This window comes from Pseudomonas sp. Pseusp9, from assembly GCF_059491265.1.
Genome location: NZ_CP168500.1, coordinates 4,051,562 through 4,071,468, shown reverse-complemented (window position 1 = coordinate 4,071,468; position 19,907 = coordinate 4,051,562). Strand labels below are relative to the sequence as shown.

The following is a 19,907-nucleotide window of genomic DNA, read 5'->3' as shown; positions in this document are numbered from 1 at the left end:
GAAGCACTGCCAACCTCCATACTGATTTGCGCTGTTTATCAGCTATCTCCCCAGATGAAGCGACAGTTTCCCGGTCCGGTACTTTAATGGATGTTCTGGAGCGATTGATCACGGGACTGTCATAGCCTTAAGGCTATGGATCCCATACCGAAAAGCTATTTCATCAATCGGTGATCCGGATCCACGCTCAAAGGTGGTTAGCTGAAAACAAAATCAAGAGGAGATGCCATGTCAACTGAATCGAAATGCCCGTTCAATCACGCCGCTGGCGGTGGCACGACGAACCGCGACTGGTGGCCGAACCAACTGAACCTGAAGATCCTGAGTCAACACTCGCCCAAGTCTGACCCGTTGGGGGGCGATTTCAACTACGCCAAAGCCTTCAAGAGCCTGGACTTCCAGGCGCTGAAAAAAGACCTGACTGCGCTGATGACCGATTCCCAGGACTGGTGGCCGGCGGACTTCGGTCACTATGGGCCTTTCTTTATCCGCATGTCCTGGCACGCCGCAGGTACCTATCGCACCGGTGACGGCCGGGGCGGCGCCGGCTCCGGCCAGCAACGCTTTGCACCGCTCAACAGCTGGCCGGACAACGTCAGCCTCGACAAGGCCCGTCGGCTGCTCTGGCCGATCAAGCAAAAGTACGGCAACAAAATCTCCTGGGCCGACCTGATCGTCCTCGCCGGCAACGTTGCACTGGAGTCCATGGGCTTCAAGACCTTTGGTTTTTCCGCTGGCCGCCCGGATGTCTGGGAACCGGACGAAGACGTTTACTGGGGCTCGGAAAGCAAGTGGCTGGGTGGCGACGTGCGTTATGGCAAGGATGCCGGGCAAAATCCCGCAGAGCGCACTCTGGAAAGCCCCCTGGCAGCCGTGCAGATGGGCCTGATTTACGTAAACCCGGAGGGCCCTGAAGGCAACTCCGATCCGGTTGCCGCCGGGATAGACATCCGCGAAACCTTTGCCCGCATGGCAATGAACGACGAGGAAACCGTCGCGCTGATCGCGGGCGGTCACGCCTTCGGCAAAACCCACGGTGCAGGTACCGTCGATCATGTCGGACCCGAGCCCGAAGCCGCCGGCCTCGAATTGCAGGGCCTGGGCTGGAAGAGCACGTTCGGTACCGGTAAGGGTGGCGACACCATCTCCAGCGGCCTGGAAGTGACCTGGACGACCACGCCAACCCGGTGGAGCAACAACTACCTGGAGAACCTGTTCGCCTACGAATGGGAACTGACCAAGAGCCCGGCGGGGGCCAACCAGTGGAAGCCGAAAAACGGCGCTGGCGCCGGCACCATTCCGGATGCTCACGATCCGTCAAAACGGCGTGATCCGACCATGCTGACCACGGACCTGTCGCTGCGCTTCGACCCGATCTATGAACCGATTTCCCGGCGCTTCCTGGCCAATCCGGACCAGTTGGCCGACGCCTTCGCCCGTGCCTGGTACAAGCTGATTCACCGTGACATGGGCCCGCTGTCGCGCTACTTCGGCCCGGAAATGCCCAACGAAGAACTGCTGTGGCAAGACCCGATCCCGGCTGTCGATCATCCGCTGGTCAATGACAGCGATGTGGCGGGCCTGAAAAGCAAGGTGCTGGCGTCCGGCCTGTCGGTCTCGCAGCTGGTATCTACAGCTTGGGCGGCGGCCTCCAGCTTCCGTGGCTCCGACAAGCGCGGCGGTGCCAACGGCGGACGTCTGCGCCTGGCACCGCAAAAGTCCTGGGAAGCCAACCAGCCGGTGCAACTGGCCAGTGTGCTGGCCAGACTCGAAGGCATCCAGAAGGAGTTCAATAGCGCGCAAACCGGCGGCAAGAAAATATCCCTGGCCGACCTGATCGTGCTCGCCGGTGGCGCGGGTGTCGAACAGGCTGCGAAAAACGCCGGCCACAGTGTGACGGTGCCGTTCAGCCCGGGACGCATGGACGCCAGCCAGGAACAGACCGATGTCGACTCCTTCGGCTACCTTGAACCGATTGCCGACGGCTTCCGCAATTACCTGAAGCAACAGTACCGTGTGCCGGCCGAAAAATTGCTGATCGACAAGGCACAACTGCTGACGCTCAGCGCCCCGGAAATGACGGTGTTGCTGGGTGGGCTGCGGGTGTTGAACACCAATGTCGGGCAAACCCGGCATGGCGTGTTCACCCAACGGCCGGAGACGCTGACCAACGACTTCTTCACCAACCTGCTGGATATGGGCGTGGAGTGGAAGCCCGTGTCGGATGCCCAGCAAGAGTATGAAGGGCGTGATCGCAAAACCGGTGCAGTGAAGTGGACGGGCACCCGGGTGGACCTGGTCTTCGGTTCGAACGCGCAGTTGCGTGCGCTGGCCGAAGTCTATGCCTGCGCCGATGCGCAGCAGAAGTTCGTCAAGGACTTCGTCGCCGCCTGGACCAAGGTGATGAACCTGGATCGCTTCGACTTGACTCGCAGCGCCTAGAGGAGAGGTTGTCATAACGCTGGCATGACCGGCAAAAAGTGCCTCGGCTTGCCCTCCGGCTTCCACATCAGCGGAGGGCGTCCAGCACTCAAGGCCGCCCGTAATGAGGCCGCCTGTAATGAAAGCTCAATCGTGTCGAGCGCGCGTCAGCTTTCAATAAATGAGCGGTTCTCTTCTCGAATGGCGCGAGCAGCATCATCGTATAGAAACGGCAGAAACATATATCGGCGACCTTGGGTTACCGGAGTGGCTTCGTGCAAAAGTGAACACGAAAACACCACAGCCCCGCCCGTTGGAGCGCTGTAAAGGACCTTTCCATACTCCGGGAAATGCAGAAAACCACCTTCGTACTCTCCCGCATTGAGAAACAGCGAAACGGCAAAACGGCGATGTGCCGTACCCTTCGTGGTGTTATCCCGATGGGGCCGGAAATGCCCGCCTTCCTCGCTGTTGTAGCAGGCCACCAGATAGCGCTCCATTCGAGTGGCATTGAACTGGAACGCTTTATGTAACTCTGGAAGCAGACGGTTGGCGATACGCAATGCACAGGCTTTGGATAGAGCCTCATCTTCAATAGTGCAGTCACGACGTCGCTTGTGGCTATGGTCGGTGATCTGGACGGTTTTACCCGACTGTTCTGTCATGAACCCGGATTCCTCTCCGCCACGTTCGTCGTAATAACTTATCAGTGCCTTACACAGCGAGGGCTCGAATATACGCGGGACCACCAGGACTGGTGCGTGTGGAGTGGCGGGGCGTGACGGAGCCGGTGCAGGCAATCTGTCCAGAAAGCGCATCAACGAGGGGACATGGTTATCAACCGGTGTTTCTATCGGGACGACGGCCAGGACACGCAGCGCAGGATCCAGCACATAGGTGATTGGCCTGATGCTGCCGTCTGTTTGCAACGTACCGTAGAGCTTGCTGACCGACCGATCGAAATCCCAGATGTAGCGCATGCCGGGTATCGAACTTTCCACCCGCTTGAGCTTTTCATCATCCGGATCTACGGAAACACCAAAGAAGCAGACTCGATCATCATCGAACCGTTGGCGATGGGCCCGGATATCTTCCAGGATTTTAGTCGATACAGGATCAGCCGCGGAACCAAAAAAATAGAGCACGACATACCGGCCGGCAATCGTGTCGAAACAAAAGCGTTCTCTTAGTTGAGTGCGGCAATGGAACCACGGGGCTGGTTGACCGACTGAAAATGCTGTGGCGCGCATCACAACTCCTTGCCGGTTGGCGGTGGATCGCTGACAGGAAGAACTCCAGGCACTCGAACTTGCAGGTAAAGCTAGTCCAGTCTTGTTGAAGCTGCCCGGAGCGCTGGTGGCGACTCCTCATCCAGGCCAGTCATGCCTGGGCGTCGGCAGACCAGGCATCGATCACCGATTGCAGGAACTGCTCCGACAGTCGAGGGTTGTCCAGGGCTCTGGCGATCAGTATTGCCCCGGTGATCGATGACAGGATGCGCAAGGCTTGCTGGTGCTTTTGCTCATCGGTTTCGCCGTCGACCAGTGGCATCAGGGTTTCGATCAGGGTCTGCACGCCTTTGGTGAACGAGTGGCTGACGGCACCGCCGTTACGTGCGACATCGGCTCCCAGGGCGGGGATCGGGCAGCCTTCGGTCCAGTTGCTCAGGTGGGCTTGGGTCAGGTAACCCTTGAGCAGTTCGGGGATGGATCTGGCCGCTCGCCAGTCTTCGATGTTGGTTTCGAACGTGCGGCTCACAGCCTCCGACGCCAACTGCTCCTTGCCTCCGGGGAACTGTCCGTAAAAGCCGCCATGGGTCAGGCCCACCGAGCGGGAAAGCTCGCCGATGCCAATGCCGTCGATGCCTTTTTCCCGGTACATCTTCGAGGCCGCGCCGAGGATCGCTTCCTTGTTGGCTGCTGCCTGGTCTTTCGTCACTTTCATGAGTGGGTCCTGTCATCCGATGAGCGCCCTGGCAAATGTTTGCCGGGGGCTGGTAATTATGATGGTCGTCATATAAATTCGCTGCAATGGCATTGCCGGTCCCGAGCCCGTGGCTCAAGTCAAAACACCTCACAAGGTGCTGGCCCATGAAACGTAATGATCTGCGCAGTATCGACCTCAATCTGCTGGTGGTTTTCGAGGTGCTCATTCAGGAGCGCAACGTCAGTCGGGCCGCAGAAAGACTTTGCCTGGGGCAACCGGCGGTCAGTGGCGCATTGGGTCGTCTGCGCACGCTGTTCAACGACCCACTGTTTAAACGTATTGGCCACAAAATGGAACCGACCACCCGAGCCTTGCAGGTCGCGCAAACGCTTGGGCCCGCATTGGACTCCATTTGTTCCGTTGTCAGTCCGACGGTTTCCAATAAAAAAACCTGTTAATTCATAGGCTTGATGTAAGCAATCGTTTTTTTGTGCTTATACATGATAGTCATCATTAATGGTGATAGCCAAGTTCACTCCGTTCAATTCGTCGCTGCCCCCTGTGCGGCCGAGAATTCTCCAACCCCTAAACCGTCAGGCGGACACCCCCCATGGAACAGTCACTCAAACCTTTGCGTTATCCACTTGTTGTCCTGACCCTGGCGGCCATCACGGCCTGCGGTCACGCACCCGATGCCGCCAAGGCGCCTGGTGCGCCATCTGTCACCGTCGCCAAAGTGCTTGAGCAACCCATTACCGAGTGGGACGAAGTCACTGCCCGTCTGGAAGCGCCGGAAACCGTCGTGGTTCGCCCACGGGTTTCGGGGCAGATCGATCGTGTCGCCTTCACGGATGGCGAGTCGGTAAAGAAAGGGGATTTGCTGTTCCAGATCGACCCACGGCCGTTCGAACACGAAGTGCATCGCCTTGAAGCGCAGCTGCAGCAAACTCGCGCCACGCTGGTTCGAACTGGCAACGAAGCACAACGCGGCCAGCGCCTGCTGAGCAGCAATGCCATCTCGGCGGAACTGGCCGACACGCGCAACACCACCGCCCAGGAGGCCAAGGCCGCCGTCGATGCCGTGCAGGCACAACTCGATCTGGCACGCCTGAACCTGAGCTTCACCCGCGTCACCGCGCCGATCAGCGGCCGGGTCAGCCGTGCCGAAATCACCGCCGGCAACATCGTCACCGCCGACACCTCGGCGCTGACCAGCGTGGTCTCCACCGACAAGGTCTACGCCTATTTCGATGCCGACGAGCGTCTGTTCCTCAAGTACGGCCAACTCTCCCGCGAAGGCCGGCGCAGCCAGTCCACGCCGGTGTACATGGGCTTGTCGAACGAAGAAGGCAACAGCCACCTGGGGCAGATGAACTTTGTCGACAACCAGGTCAATCCCAAGACGGGCACCATTCGTGGCCGCGCGGTGTTCGACAACGCCGACGGCCAATACACCCCGGGGCTGTATGCCCGATTGAAGCTGGTGGGCAGCGCGGCCTATGCCGGCCTGTTGATCAAGGACGAGGCCGTGGGCACCGACCTGGGCAAGAAGTTCGTGCTGGTCATCGACCAGGACAACAAGGCTGTGTACCGCAGCGTCGATCTGGGGCCGAAGCTCGAAGGGTTGCGCATTGTGCGCAGCGGTTTGCAAAAAGAAGACCGGATCGTCATCAACGGTCTGCAACGGGTTCGTCCCGGCGCGGTGGTCGCGCCTCAGGACGCGCCAATGGCCGATGCAGAGACCGTTGCCACCCTGGCCCGTCAGCGGCAGGCCATCGAGGCGGGCAATCAGCCCGTCGCTCCGTCACCGGCGCTGGTGAAAGCCGATGCCGCCGTTTCGCCACGCGGATAAAGGTACACAGCCATGAAGTTCTCACAGTTCTTTATCACGCGGCCGATCTTCGCCGCCGTGCTGTCGCTGCTGATCCTGATTGCCGGTGCCATCTCGCTGTTCCAGTTGCCGATCAGCGAATACCCGGAAGTGGTGCCACCGACCGTGGTCGTGCATGCCAACTACCCGGGCGCCAACCCCAAGGTCATCGGCGAAACCGTGGCCGCGCCGCTCGAACAAGCCATCACCGGGGTCGAGAACATGCTGTACATGTCCTCGCAGTCCACGGCAGATGGCCGGCTCACACTGACCGTGACTTTCGCCCTCGGCACCGACCTGGACAACGCCCAGGTGCAGGTGCAGAACCGCGTGACCCGCACCGAACCGAAACTTCCGGAGGAGGTGACGCGCATCGGCATCACGGTGGACAAGGCCTCGCCCGAACTGACGATGGTGGTGCACCTGACCTCGCCGCAAAAGCGCTACGACATGCTCTACCTGTCCAACTACGCGATCCTCAACGTCAAGGACGAACTGACGCGACTGAACGGAATCGGTGACGTGAAGATGTTCGGTATCGGCGACTATTCGCTGCGGATCTGGCTCGACCCGAACAAGACCGCGTCACGTAACCTGACTGCCACCGACGTGGTCAATGCGGTGCGTGAACAAAACCGTCAGGTCGCGGCCGGCCAACTGGGTTCACCACCGGCGCCCAATGCCACCAGCTTCCAGATGTCGATCAACTCCCAGGGCCGCCTGGTCACCGAGGAAGAGTTCGAGAACGTGATTGTCCGCAGTGGTGCCGATGGCGAGATCACCCGCCTCAAGGACATCGCCCGGATTGAACTCGGCTCCAACCAGTACGCCTTGCGCGCCTTGCTCAATAACCAGGAAGCGGTGGCGATGCCGATCTTCCAGCGCCCGGGTTCCAATGCAATCGAGGTGTCCGACCAGGTACGGGCGACGATGGCCAGGTTGAAGCAGAACTTCCCCGAAGGCATGGACTACGAGATCGTCTACGACCCGACCATCTTCGTGCGTAGCTCGATCGAAGCGGTGGTCCATACGCTGTTCGAAGCGTTGGTCCTGGTGGTGCTGGTGGTGATCCTGTTCCTGCAAACCTGGCGCGCCTCGATCATTCCGCTGGTGGCGGTGCCGGTCTCGTTGATCGGTACGTTTGCCGTGATGCACCTGTTCGGCTTTTCGCTCAATGCCTTGTCGCTGTTCGGCCTGGTACTGGCCATCGGCATCGTGGTCGACGATGCGATCGTGGTAGTGGAGAACGTCGAGCGCAACATCGAGACGGGGCTTGACCCGGTCGAAGCGACCAAAAAAGCCATGGGCGAAGTGACCGGCCCGATCATCGCGACGGCGCTGGTGCTGTGTGCGGTGTTCGTGCCGGCGGCGTTCATTTCTGGCCTGACGGGGCAGTTCTACAAACAGTTCGCCCTGACCATCGCCATTTCCACGGTGATCTCCGCGTTCAACTCGCTGACCTTGTCGCCGGCATTGGCGGCGGTCTTGCTCAAGTCTCACAGCGCACCGAAAGACCGCTTCTCGAGGATTCTGGATCGCCTGTTCGGTGGCTGGCTGTTCAAACCCTTCAACCGGCTGTTTGAAAAGGCCGGCCATGGCTATGTGGGGACGGTGTCCAAGGTCATTCGCGGCAGCAGCGTGGCATTGCTGGTTTACGCCGGCCTGATCGCCCTGACCTACATGGGTTTCAGCACCACGCCGACGGGGTTTGTGCCGACCCAGGACAAAAAGTACCTGGTGACCTTTGCGCAACTGCCGGATGCCGCCAGCCTGGATCGCACCGAATCGGTGATCCGGCGCATGAGCACCATCGCCATGAACGAGCCCGGTTTCGACAGTGCCGTGGCCTTCCCGGGCTTGTCGATCAACGGTTTCACCAACAGCCCGAACGCCGGTATTGCGTTCATCGGCTTGAGTTCATTCGATGAACGCAAAAGTCCGAGCCTGTCCGCCGGGGCGATTTCCGCATCGTTGAACGCCAAGTTCGGCGGCATTCAGGACGCCTACATTGCGGTGTTCCCGCCGCCACCGGTTCAAGGCCTGGGCACCATTGGCGGTTTCCGCCTGCAGATCGAAGACCGGGGCAACCTGGGTTACGACGAGCTGTACAAGGAGACCATGAATATCATTACCAAGAGCCGCAGTGTTCCGCAGCTCGCCAACCTGTTCACCAGCTACACGGTGAACGTGCCCCAGGTCGAGGCCGCCATCGACCGGGAAAAAGCCAAGACCCATGGGGTGAAGATCAACGACATCTTCGACACCTTGCAGGTCTATCTCGGATCGCTGTACGCCAACGACTTCAACCGTTTTGGCCGTACCTATCAGGTCAACGTCCAGGCCGAGCAACAGTTCCGCCAGGAGCCGGAACAGATCGGCCAGTTGAAGGTGCGTAACGACCGAGGGGAGATGATTCCACTGGCCACCTTCGTCAAGGTCAGCCCGACTTCCGGGCCTGACCGGGTCTCGCACTACAACGGTTTCGTCACTGCGGAAATCAACGGCAGCGCGGCCCCGGGCTACAGCTCCGGCCAGGCGCAGGCGGCGATTGAAAAGCTGCTCAAGGAAGAGCTGCCCAACGGCATGACCTACGAATGGACCGACCTGACCTACCAGCAGATCCTGTCCGGCAACACCGCGCTGCTGGTGTTCCCGCTCTGCGTGCTGCTGGCGTTCCTGGTGTTGGCGGCTCTGTATGAAAGCTGGAGCCTGCCGCTGGCGGTGATCCTGATCGTACCGATGACCCTGCTGTCGGCGATTGCCGGGGTGATCATCTCAAAGGGCGACAACAACATCTTCACCCAGATCGGCTTGATCGTACTGGTGGGCCTGGCCTGCAAGAACGCGATCCTGATCGTCGAGTTCGCCAAGGACAAACAGGACCAGGGCCTGTCGCCGCTGGACGCCGTGCTGGAGGCCTGCCGCATGCGTCTGCGGCCGATCCTGATGACCTCGTTCGCTTTCATCATGGGGGTGATCCCGTTGGTGACATCCACCGGAGCCGGTTCGGAAATGCGTCGGGCCATGGGGGTTGCCGTGTTCTCCGGGATGCTCGGGGTGACCTTCTTCGGGTTGCTGCTGACACCGGTGTTCTTCGTCCTGATTCGTCGCTACATCGAGCGTAAAGCCGCACGCAAGGCGGGCCACGTTCACTCGCTCAATGTTATTGATCCGGAGGCACACTGATGAGCGCTTTCAAGCTGTTTTTACCGAGTCTGCTGGTCACCGCGTTGGCGGCGTGCACGGTCGGGCCGGACTACAAAACTCCAGACACGGCACCTGCCCATGTCGTCTCGGCACAAGGGGCCAACTACGATCAAACGCGTTTCGAAACGCTGTGGTGGCAGCAATTCGATGACCCCACGCTGAACCAGTTGGTCGGCAAAGCGCTCAATGGCAACCGCGATCTGCGCGTGGCCTTCGCTCGCTGGAAAGCCGCCCGGGCCATCCGCGACGACGTCAGCAACGACAACCTGCCGGTGGTCACCAGCCGGGTCAGCAGCCTGCAGGGCAAGTCGCAGGTGCCGGGGTTGACTGAGCACCGGGTGAACACCGAACGCTACGATCTGGGCCTGGACATGGCCTGGGAGATCGACCTGTTCGGGCGCATCCAGCGCGCACTGGAATCCAGCGATGCCCGTGAAGACGCCTCGGCGGCGGACCTGTACCAGCTGCGGGTGAGCATGATCGCCGAACTGGTGGATGCCTATGGTCAGCTGCGGGGGGCGCAACTGCGGGAAAAAATCGCCCTGGCCAACCTCAAGAACCAGAGTGAATCGCGCACCGTGACGGTGAGCCTGCGTGACGCTGGCGTGGGTAACGAGCTGGACGTGGTACGTGCCGATGCCCGGTTGGCGGCGGTCGAGGCGAGCGTGCCGCAACTGCAAGCGGAGCAGGTGCATCACAAGAATCGCATCGCCACACTGCTGGGCGAACGCCCGGACACGCTGAGCATTGACTTGAGTCCAAAGGACTTGCCGGCCATCGCCAAGGCGCTACCAATCGGCGATCCCGGTGAGCTGTTGCACCGGCGCCCGGACGTGCTGGCGGCAGAGCGCCGGTTGGCGGCTTCCACGGCCGATGTCGGCGTGGCCACCGCCGACCTGTTTCCCCGGGTGAGTCTGAGCGGGTTCCTCGGGTTCACGGCGGGGCGTGGTTCACAAATCGGCTCCAGTGCCGCCCGCGCCTGGAGCCTGGGGCCGAGCATCACCTGGGCGGCGTTTGACCTGGGCAGTGTGCGGGCGCGTATTCGTGGCGCAAACGCCGACGCCGAGGGGGCATTGGCGACCTATGAGCAACAGGTGCTGCTCGCACTGGAAGAATCGGAAAATGCCTTCAGCGACTACGGCAAACGCCAGCAGCGCTTGCTGTCGCTGATCAAGCAAAGTGAGTCGAGTCGTTCGGCGGCCGACCTGGCGGCGACGCAATACAAGGAAGGGGTGGTGGATTATCTGGTGTTGCTGGACGCACAACGTGAGCGGTTGAACGCCGAGGATGCCCAGGCACTGGGTGAAACCGACCAGTACCGGGCCATTGTTGCGATCTACAAATCCCTGGGTGGCGGTTGGGACAGCGGTGAAACCAAGCTTGCCAAACTCGACTGACTGACCGTTGTTGTGGTTGTTGTAGGAGCGAGCTCGCTCGCGATGGACTCAAGAGCGCAGAGTTTAACCAGCAAGCACGCGTTTTCGTTAACGACCATCGCGAGCGAGCTCGCTCCTACAAGTTAACGTAATGACATTTTTCGTCTATTGACCGTCCACAAGGCGCGGTAGCCCCAAGGGATTTCCCTCGCGCAGAGGCTCTGGCAGCAGGGCATCCGGAAAGCCCTGGTAGGTCACCGGGCGCAGGAAGCGTTCGATGGCGGTCATGCCCACTGAGGTAAAACGGCTGTCCGAAGTGGCTGGAAACGGCCCGCCATGCACGGTGGCAAAACACACTTCCTGCGGATGGGCAAAGGCGTTGACCACGATGCGCCCGGTGCGCCGTTCCAGGGTCGGCAGCACGCGACGGGCCAGGGGGAGATCGTCCTGTTCAAGGTGCAGGGTTGCGCTGAGTTGTCCCTTGAATGAACGCGCTACCCGTAACAGTTCTTCCTCGTCCCTGACCTTCACCAGCAGCGCGGACGGGCCGAATACTTCCTGTGAAAGCGCCGGTTCGGCGAGAAAGCGTTGGCCATCGACTTCGAACAGCGCCGAGCGGCCATCGACTTCCGCAGTGGAAGTCGAACCAACGGCGACGAGGCGGGCGCCGGCGTTCTCCAGGTTGCCAAGCCCCTTCAGGTACGCGCCATGGATGCCCGGTGTCAGCATCGTGCGTGCCGGTGCTTCGCTCACGCGTTTGCTCATGGCCTGGCGCAGTGCTGCAAACCCGGCACCGTCGATGGCAATCAGAATCGCCGGCTTGAGGCAGGCTTGGCCGACGTTGACCAGCATGCGTTCGGCAAAACCGTCGCCGATCTGCGCGCCGCGTTCGGCGAGTGCCCGGGGCAGGATGAAGGTCGGGTTGACGCTGGTCATTTCGGCGAAGACCGGGATCGGCTCGGGGCGTTGTTGCGCACGCCGATACAGCGCCATGCCACCCTGTTCGGAACCGGTGAAGGTCACGGCCTTGATCAGCGGATGATCGACCAATGCTTCGCCAATGGCATTGCCGCTGCCACGCACCATCGAGAACACGCCTTCGGGCAGTCCACAGGCCTGCACCGCCTCACGAATGGCGCGGGCCTGAATTTCCGAGGCGCCGGGGTGCGCGTTGTGCGCCTTGAGAATCACGGTCGCGCCGGCTGCCAGCGCCGAAGCGGTATCGCCACCGGCCACCGAATAGGCGATGGGAAAGTTGCTCGCACCGAAGATCGCCACCGGGCCGATGGCGATTTTCTGCAGGCGATGGTCCATGCGCGGGCGTGGCTGGCGCTCGGGTTGTGCCGGGTCGATAGCCAGTTGCAGGAAGCGCCCCTTGCGCACGACATCGGCGAACTGGCGGAACTGGGAAGCCGCCTTGATTGCCTCGCCTTGCAGTTGCGCCTCGGGCAGGCCGGTTTCCAGGGCGGCCCGTGCCGCCAGTGCTTCGCGGACCCTGTCGAGGTTGTCGGCGATGCACTCGAGAAACGCCGCCCGGACGGCGAGCGAGGTATGGCTGTAAACATCGAACGCCTCGTCGGCGAGGATCGCGGCGCGGTCGACGTCGGCCACGCTGCCCAGCGCAAACGCCGGTTCAATCGGTTGGTTGGTCGCGGGATTGAGCGCCTTCAGGGTGCCTTCGCGGGCGCCGACATCGCTGGCGCCGATCAACAGGTTGCCAGTCAACTGCATCACGCACCTGCCTGTGCCAGCGCGGCAACGAGTTCAGCGGTGGTCACGATGGAATGAGCGAAAGTGGGACCGTTCAGCTCATGGGCCGAATGCATCATTTCCGGCTTGAAGGCTGCGGTGGCATCGCGTACCAGGGTGACGTGATAGCCGAGTTCCTGAGCGTAGCGGGCGGTTGCCTCGATGCAGGTATTGGCCAGCAGGCCGACGATGATCACGTGGGTAATCCCCTTTTGCTTGAGGCGAAAATCGAGATCGGTATTGGCAAAACCGCTCGACCCCCAATGCTCCTGTACGACGATGTCGCCTTCCTTCGGTGCGAAGTCGGGGTGCCATTCGCCGCCCCATTCCCCGCGTGCGAAATGATGCATATGCATGATCTTGCACTGGGAGGGGCTTGGGTGATCCCAGTTTTCGTAGTCGCCTTTTTCCCAGCGGTGGTGCGGTACGATGACCACTGGAATGTCGAGCGCGCGTACAGTGCGATCGAGCGTGCGCAGGTTGTCGAGCAGGCCGACCTGCCTGGCGATTGGCTCGATCAGGGGAAAGACCTTGCCGCCATCGGAGAGAAAATCGTTATAGGGATCGACCAGCAGATAGGCAGTCCGGTCAAGAGGGTAGGTAGCGTTGGACATGACGGTGCTCCGCAAAATAATCGGTGGGTGTGAAGTGTAGTTGCTCGGAATTCACGTAGATATGATAATCATAGTAACTAGGAAAGAGGCACTACCGCATGTCGGTGAAAAAAACCGTTTCTGAAACCCTGTGTCCGATTTCCCGGGCCGAATCCGTCGTGGGCGACCGCTGGACGGTGCTGGTGCTGCGTGAATTGTTCATGGGCAGCCATCGTTTTGACGACATCCAGGCGCAGACCGGCGGTACGCCGCAAATGGTCGCGGCGCGTTTGAAGAGCATGGAAGCGGACGGAATCATCACGCGTCGGGCCTACAGCGAACGGCCAAAACGCTACGAATATCACCTCACGGAAAAAGGCGATGCGTTCTACTCGGTGATCCTGGCGCTACGGGCCTGGGGCGAAACCTGGTGCAAGTCGCCCGAGGAAGGGCTGGCGGTGGTGTATACCCACCGCAGCTGCGGCGAGCCGGCCGGGCTCGGGCCGTTGTGTGTGCATTGCGGGCAGCCCTTGCGCCGCGCAGACCTGATCAGTGAACCGAGTGTTGCCTATGTCGCCGAGCGCAGCGCCCGGCGCGAAGCGTTCAAGGGCAGTCGCGGGGCCGATCCGGTAGCGGTGGGGGAGTAGACCCGCAACATACCGGCAGCGGTGGGTTTGTATCCGTAGGTGTCGGCGACGCCCGCCGTTACCCGAGAATACAAAACCGGCGTTTCCCGACACCCGGGCGATACACGCTGGCCTTCAAATGGCACCACCGGCATCGCGCCACTTTCGGCGCGGCCTGGCGTGGTTCAACTGGAGGAAAGACAATGTTGCGTACCCACACCCGTCACACCCTCGGCAAGCTTGGCATGATCCTGGCCGCGACGGGGCTTGCCACCGCAGCAAGCCTCGCTCAAGCCCAGGAAGCACAGCCGGCCCCGGCGATGAAAAGCTGGCAGCAGGGCCTGCATCGCACCGACCTGGTACACCAAGACCTGGGCTCTGCCGATCGCGAAGTCCTTCAAGTACTCGTGGATTTCGATTCCGGCGTGACTTCGCCCAAACATACTCACCCGGGCGTCGAAGTGGCGCACGTGATCAGCGGCACATTCGAGTATCAACTGGAAGGGCGGGCACCGGTGACGCTCAAGGCCGGTGATTCGTTGTACATCCCTGAAGGCGTCGCCCATGTGGCGAAGAACGTGGGTGGGGGCAAGGCCTCGGAACTGGCGACTTACATCGTGAAGAAAGGCGAACCGCTGCTGATCCTGAAGTAATTGTAGGAGCGAGCTTGCTCGCGATGGTCGTTAACGATAACGCGTGCTTACTGGCTAAACGCGGCGCTCTTGAGACCATCGCGAGCGAGCTCGCTCCTACAAGTAATTGCGGTGTTCAGGAAGCCTGGCCTGACCGCTATCAAGACTTCAGGCCAGGCTTTTCTGCATCGGTCAAACCAGATTGATCTCGACGTCGATGTTGCCACGGGTCGCCTTGGAGTACGGGCAAGTCTGATGCGCCAGTTCCACCACCTTGCGTGCGATGGTCGGGTCCAGGCCCGGCAGGCTGACATTCAGACGGGCTTGAAGGAAGAAAGCGTTTTCGGACTTGCCCAGATCGATTTCGGCATCCACTGCAACGTCGCTCGGCAAGGCCACTTTCAGCGCGACGGACGCCTTGCCCATCGCCCCGATGAAACAAGCCGACCAACCCGCCGCCAGCAGTTGCTCGGGATTGGTGCCGGCACCTGAGGAGCCGGGAGGCGAAAGCTTGATGTCCAGGCGTCCATCGGTGCTGCGCGCCTGACCGTCGCGGCCGCCGGTGGTGTGGGTCTTGCCGGTGTACAGCACGGTATCGATTGCATTGATCATGGTGGTTTTTCCTGTCAGTGGGTCGCTGGAATGCTCGGAAAACCTGCGCTTTCCGATGCGCCCCACTTTTTCATTGCCATGTACTGCCTATATGTCCTGAACCTGGCGGATTTGTATCGCTGTGTAATGTGGCCGGGGGAAATACAGTTCGATACAAAGCGCTTGAATGCCTTCGACCGGGGAGGGTGTGGCGGTCAAGCCTGGCGGTAGCGTTATTGACTGCAAACCTCCCACACGCACCCGCGTAGCCAGCGATGCGCCGGGTCGGCGTCCATGCGCGGGTGCCACAGCATCGAAACCGTGATCGGTGGCGTGGGGAACGGCAGGGCAAAGCTATGCATCCCGTGGCACAGGTTGCCGACGTGCCGCTGCGGTACGCTGGCGACCAGGTCCGAAGCCCGCGCCAATGCAATCGCCGACGAGAAACCGGCGACGATGGTGACGATGTCGCGCTTCAGGCCCAGCTCATTCAAGGCATCGTCCATGACGCCTTTATCGTGACCCCGGCGTGAAACCAGAACGTGCCGGGCGTCGGCATAGCGCACTGGTGTCACTTCACCTTGAGCAAGTGGATGCCCTGTGCGCACGACGCCAATGAACCGATCGCGAAACAGCATCCGGGTGCGCACTTCCGGGCTGGTCGATTCGCCGATCACACCGGTTTCCAGGTCCACCGAGCCCTCGCGCAGCAAGGTGCTGTCCTTGTTCAGCTTCTGCACGAAATTCAAGCGCACACCGGGCGCCTCCTGGTGGATGCGTGAGATGAGCTGCGGTCCGAAATTTTCCACGAAACCGTCGCTGGTGCGCAGGGTGAACGTGCGGGTCAGTTGAGCGAGATCGAGCGCCTCGGCGGGGCGCAGTACGGCTTCGGCGTCCTGTACGAGCGCGCCGACGCGCTCACGCAATTCCAGCGCCCGAGGTGTGGGAACCAGCCCGCGCCCGGCCCGCACCAGCAGCGGATCGCCCGTGGTTTCGCGCAATCGCGCCAGCGCCCGGCTCATGGCTGACGGGCTCAGGCGCAAACGCTGTGCGGCCCGCGCGACGCTGCCTTCCTCCAGTAACACGTTCAGGGTGATCAACAGATTCAGGTCGGGCATCGAATCATTTCCTGTGGGAGCGAGCCTGCTCGCGAAAGCGGTGTGTCAGCCAACTTAAATGTTGAAGCTGACGGCCCCTTCGCGAGCAGGCTCGCTCCCACATGGGTTTGTGGGTAGGTGGCGTTGTATGCACGTATAAGCTGCAAATGCTGCGTCTTCCGCCATGTTATGGCCAGGCTTACGCTCGGGACAACCTGTTTGCGGAGTCGCGAGAAAATGAAGTCCATATCGATTCGGGGAGCCTTGGCCAGCCTGTCGTTATCCATGTTGCTGTCGTCCCTGGGCACCAGCAGTGCCAACGTTGCACTACCGGCATTGGCCGAGGCGTTTGCAGCGTCGTTCCAGGCCGTGCAGTGGGTGGTGCTCGCCTACCTGCTGAGCATCACGGTGTTGATCGTCAGCGTTGGCCGGTTCGGCGACCTCATGGGGCGGCGGCGGTTGCTGCTGATCGGCATTGCGCTGTTTACCTTCGCCTCGATCCTCTGCGCACTGGCACCCAGCCTGTGGCTGCTGATTGCTGCCCGGGCCTTACAGGGCGTTGGCGCGGCGACCATGATGGCGTTGTCCATGGCCATGGTGAGCGCGGCGGTGCCCAAGGAAAAAACCGGCAGTGCGATGGGCGTGCTCGGCACGATGTCGGCAGTCGGCACTTCCCTGGGGCCAACGCTTGGCGGCGTGTTGATCGCACAGGTGGGCTGGCAGGGGATTTTTCTGCTCAACGTACCCTTGGGTGTTTTGGCGCTCGGACTCGCCTGGCGCTTTTTGCCAGCGGATCGACACGAAATGACGTCCACCCGGCCAGACTTCGACGCACTCGGCACGCTGGTACTGGTCCTGACCCTGCTGGCCTACACGCTGGCCGTGACCCTGGGGCACGGCAGCTTCGGCCCGCTCAATACGGCGCTGCTGCTGGTCGCGGTGATCGGCTTGATCCTGTTCGTGTTCGTCGAGCAGACGGCCACGTCGCCGCTGGTCAAACTGACGATGTTGCGCAATCCGCTGCTGAGCGCAGGGTTCGCCATGAGCACCCTGGTGACCACGGTCGTCATGGCCACCCTGGTGGTCGGCCCGTTCTATCTGTCGGGTGCACTGGGTCTGAAGGCAACGAGTGTCGGCCTGGTGATGTCGGCCGGCCCGCTGGTGGCGGCATTGGCCGGCGTGCCCTCCGGGCGGCTGGTCGACCGCCTGGGCGCACAGTGTTCGAGCGCACTCGGGCTGATAGCCATGTTGGCCGGCGCTGCCATCCTGCCGGCCATGCCGATGAGCGTCGGCGTGCTCGGCTACCTTGCACCACTGATGGTGCTCACCGCCGGCTATGCGCTGTTCCAGACGGCGAACAATACCGCCGTGCTGTCGGACATTGCGCCGCAGCAACGTGGCGTGATTTCCGGTCTGCTTGGCCTGTCACGCAACCTGGGGTTGATCACCGGCGCTTGCGTGATGGGCGCGGTGTTCGCCTTCGCCACGGCCAGCAGCAACATTGTGCAGGCACCACCGGCAGCGGTTGCGCAGGGGATGCGGGTCACGTTCGCCGTCGCGGCGGCGCTGGTTGTCGTGGCGCTGGTCATCGGCAGGCTCAGTCAATGGGTATCCCGGCGCCTGGCAACCTCGTACTGAAAAACGGCGCGACTGTCGTGAAAACGACCTGTTTGCGCTGAACGCGAAGCCTTGTGAGTTTTCTGTTGAACGAGTGTTCAGTCTCGACTATGTTGGGGACCACCTTCCCCCGGCTGGTTGCGGGCTTGCGTTTCTTCAATTCGAACGAGGCACTGGCATGCGGTTTTCACCCTTTGTTGAGCGGATCAGTGGCCAAGGCGTTGCCGCCTGGGATATTCACTACGCGGCCAATGCGGCGCAGCGCAACGGCGAGGACGTGATCATCCTCAGCGTCGGCGACCCGGATTTCCCCACCCCCGATTTCATTACCGACGCCGCCATCCACGCCCTGCGCGAAGGGGATACCCACTACACCGAAATCGCTGGCCGCCAGGCCCTGCGCGAGGCCATTGCCGGTCGCTACAGCCCGTTGATCGACCGCGAACTGCAGGCGTCCAACGTCATTCTCACGGCCGGTGCGCAGAACGCGTTGTTTGCCACTTCGATGTGCCTGCTCGGCGCCGGCGACGAAGTGATCGCCTTCGACCCGATGTACGTGACTTATGAAGCGACGCTCAAGGCATCCGGCGCCACATTGGTGCGGGTGCCCTGCGCGGCGGACTCGGGTTTCCGTCTCGATGCTGCCGTGTTGGCCAAGGCCATTACCCCGCGTACCCGGGCGATTTTCTTCTCCAACCCGAACAATCCCACCGGCGTAGTACTCAATCGCGAAGAGCTGCAAGCCATCGCCGACCTCGCCATCGCCCATGACCTGTGGGTGGTGGTCGACGAGGTCTACGAAAGCCTTGCCTACGAGCGCGAACACCTCAGCCTGGCGGCGTTGCCGGGCATGGCCGAGCGCTGCGTGGTGATCGGCAGCCTGTCGAAATCCCATGCCATGACCGGTTGGCGCATCGGCTGGGTCGTGGCCAACGAAGCCCTGGTCAACCATGTCGAAACCCTGGTGTTGAGCATGCTGTACGGCCTGCCCGGGTTTGTCATGGAAGCGGCGCTCAAGGCTGTGCAGGCCTTTGATGAAGTCACCCACGGCATGCGCGAGATCTATCGTCGGCGCCGCGATCTGGTGGTGTCCGGCCTGGCCGATTGCCCGGGCATCAGCGTGCTCAACCCCGATGCCGGCATGTTCGTGCTGGTGGACGTGCGGAGCACCGGCCTGTCGTCGCTGGAATTCGCCTGGCGCCTGCTGCGCGAAGCCGGCGTCTCGGTGCTGGATGCGGCGGCCTTCGGTGAACCGGCCCAGGGTTTCGTACGCCTGTCGTTCACCTTGAGTGAAGAGCGACTGGCCCAGGCCTGCCAGCGCATTCGCGACTTTGTCCGGGTGCTCAACGGCGAAGCGCCGAGGCCGGTGATCGGCACCGTGACCAGTACCGCAACCGTCGAACCGACAGCGGGCAAGACCATGATCGAGGTCGATCGCCTGCACAAACGCTTCGGCAATATCGAAGTGCTCAAGGGTGTTTCCCTGACCGCCCGCGAGGGCGAAGTGATCTCCCTGATCGGTGCCAGCGGCTCGGGCAAAAGTACTTTGCTGCGCTGCATCAACATGCTCGAAGTGCCGGATCAGGGACGCATCCTGGTCGATGGCGAAAGCATTCACCTCAACCAGAATCGTCCCGGCGCACCTTTGGTGTCGGACGCCAAGCAGCTGGTGCGCATCAGGTCCAGCCTGGGCATGGTGTTCCAGAACTTCAATCTCTGGCCCCATCGCACGGTGCTGGAAAACCTCATCGAAGCGCCGACCCAGGTCCTGCGTGAAAGCCGTGCGGAGGCCACCGAACGGGCCGAAGCCCTGCTCGAACGCGTGGGGCTTGCGGCCAAGCGCAACGAGTACCCGGCGTTTCTCTCCGGGGGACAGCAACAACGGGTGGCCATCGCCCGGGCCCTGGCCATGCGGCCCAAGGTCATGCTGTTCGATGAACCCACCTCGGCACTCGACCCGGAACTGGTCGGGGAAGTGCTGCGGGTGATCCGCTCCCTCGCCGAAGAAGGCCGGACCATGATCCTGGTGACTCATGAAATGGCGTTCGCACGCGATGTCTCTTCCAAAGTCGCCTTCCTGCATCAAGGGCTGATCGAGGAAACCGGTTCGCCGGACGAAGTGTTCGTACACCCACGCAGCGAGCGTTGCCGACAATTCGTCAACGCTCATCAGACTCGCTAACTCATCATAAAAAGACGGGA

Annotated in this window: 15 protein-coding genes; 9 read left to right on the top strand and 6 right to left on the bottom strand. The window is 61.4% G+C overall.

What is annotated here, in order from left to right; all coding sequences use genetic code 11:
- The first annotated feature begins 228 nt into the window (after positions 1-228).
- On the top strand, positions 229-2,442 hold the full coding sequence (gene katG / locus ACEN8E_RS18240; protein ID WP_495589308.1) for a catalase/peroxidase HPI: 2,214 nt from the start codon (positions 229-231) through the stop codon (positions 2,440-2,442).
- A 146-nt stretch (positions 2,443-2,588) separates the two neighbouring features.
- On the opposite strand, the gene ACEN8E_RS18235 is transcribed toward katG, so the two are convergent.
- Together ACEN8E_RS18235 and ACEN8E_RS18230 are read right to left on the bottom strand one after the other, a co-directional pair.
- The gene (locus tag ACEN8E_RS18235) at positions 2,589-3,671 is read right to left on the bottom strand and encodes a redoxin domain-containing protein (RefSeq protein WP_495589307.1); all 1,083 of its coding nucleotides are present in this window, start codon (positions 3,669-3,671) and stop codon (positions 2,589-2,591) included.
- A 130-nt stretch (positions 3,672-3,801) separates the two neighbouring features.
- Positions 3,802-4,365 (bottom strand): TetR/AcrR family transcriptional regulator, encoded by a 564-nt coding sequence (locus ACEN8E_RS18230; protein WP_495589306.1) that lies wholly within the window; start codon positions 4,363-4,365, stop codon positions 3,802-3,804.
- Between the two features lie 146 nt (positions 4,366-4,511).
- On the opposite strand from ACEN8E_RS18230, the gene ACEN8E_RS18225 reads away from it, so the two are divergent.
- The 4 genes from ACEN8E_RS18225 to ACEN8E_RS18210 all read left to right on the top strand — a co-directional run bounded on the left by ACEN8E_RS18225 (position 4,512) and on the right by ACEN8E_RS18210 (position 10,821).
- A complete protein-coding gene (locus ACEN8E_RS18225; RefSeq protein WP_495589305.1) occupies positions 4,512-4,805 on the top strand; it encodes a LysR family transcriptional regulator in 294 nt (97 codons plus the stop codon).
- 152 nt (positions 4,806-4,957) lie between these two features.
- A complete protein-coding gene (gene mexE / locus ACEN8E_RS18220) occupies positions 4,958-6,199 on the top strand; it encodes a multidrug efflux RND transporter periplasmic adaptor subunit MexE (protein WP_495589304.1) in 1,242 nt (413 codons plus the stop codon).
- 12 nt (positions 6,200-6,211) lie between these two features.
- Positions 6,212-9,403, top strand: coding sequence for an efflux RND transporter permease subunit (locus ACEN8E_RS18215; RefSeq protein WP_495589303.1), 3,192 nt, complete (start codon positions 6,212-6,214; stop codon positions 9,401-9,403).
- The gene (locus ACEN8E_RS18210; protein WP_495589302.1) at positions 9,403-10,821 is read left to right on the top strand and encodes an efflux transporter outer membrane subunit; all 1,419 of its coding nucleotides are present in this window, start codon (positions 9,403-9,405) and stop codon (positions 10,819-10,821) included. Before ACEN8E_RS18215 ends, ACEN8E_RS18210 begins: the two co-directional genes overlap by 1 nt.
- A 144-nt stretch (positions 10,822-10,965) precedes the next feature.
- Here the strand turns inward: ACEN8E_RS18210 and ACEN8E_RS18205 are convergent, their stop codons facing one another.
- Positions 10,966-12,531, bottom strand: coding sequence for an aldehyde dehydrogenase (NADP(+)) (locus ACEN8E_RS18205; RefSeq protein WP_495593350.1), 1,566 nt, complete (start codon positions 12,529-12,531; stop codon positions 10,966-10,968).
- Positions 12,531-13,163: a cysteine hydrolase family protein gene (locus ACEN8E_RS18200; protein ID WP_495589301.1), complete on the bottom strand. Its 633-nt coding sequence runs from the start codon at positions 13,161-13,163 to the stop codon at positions 12,531-12,533. The genes ACEN8E_RS18205 and ACEN8E_RS18200 overlap by 1 nt, the downstream gene beginning before the upstream one ends.
- A 98-nt stretch (positions 13,164-13,261) precedes the next feature.
- On the opposite strand from ACEN8E_RS18200, the gene ACEN8E_RS18195 reads away from it, so the two are divergent.
- Together ACEN8E_RS18195 and ACEN8E_RS18190 are read left to right on the top strand one after the other, a co-directional pair.
- Positions 13,262-13,789: a winged helix-turn-helix transcriptional regulator gene (locus ACEN8E_RS18195; RefSeq protein WP_495589300.1), complete on the top strand. Its 528-nt coding sequence runs from the start codon at positions 13,262-13,264 to the stop codon at positions 13,787-13,789.
- A gap of 182 nt (positions 13,790-13,971) precedes the next feature.
- Positions 13,972-14,421 (top strand): cupin domain-containing protein, encoded by a 450-nt coding sequence (locus ACEN8E_RS18190; RefSeq protein WP_495589299.1) that lies wholly within the window; start codon positions 13,972-13,974, stop codon positions 14,419-14,421.
- A gap of 171 nt (positions 14,422-14,592) precedes the next feature.
- On the opposite strand, the gene ACEN8E_RS18185 is transcribed toward ACEN8E_RS18190, so the two are convergent.
- On the bottom strand, positions 14,593-15,012 hold the full coding sequence (locus tag ACEN8E_RS18185) for an organic hydroperoxide resistance protein (RefSeq protein WP_057396648.1): 420 nt from the start codon (positions 15,010-15,012) through the stop codon (positions 14,593-14,595).
- A gap of 212 nt (positions 15,013-15,224) precedes the next feature.
- Positions 15,225-16,109: a LysR family transcriptional regulator gene (locus ACEN8E_RS18180; RefSeq protein WP_495589298.1), complete on the bottom strand. Its 885-nt coding sequence runs from the start codon at positions 16,107-16,109 to the stop codon at positions 15,225-15,227.
- 216 nt (positions 16,110-16,325) lie between these two features.
- Between ACEN8E_RS18180 and ACEN8E_RS18175 the strand changes: the two genes are divergently transcribed.
- Positions 16,326-17,726 (top strand): MFS transporter, encoded by a 1,401-nt coding sequence (locus ACEN8E_RS18175; protein ID WP_495589297.1) that lies wholly within the window; start codon positions 16,326-16,328, stop codon positions 17,724-17,726.
- Between the two features lie 157 nt (positions 17,727-17,883).
- Positions 17,884-19,887, top strand: coding sequence for an aminotransferase class I/II-fold pyridoxal phosphate-dependent enzyme (locus ACEN8E_RS18170; RefSeq protein WP_495589296.1), 2,004 nt, complete (start codon positions 17,884-17,886; stop codon positions 19,885-19,887).
- Positions 19,888-19,907: the final 20 nt, after the last annotated feature.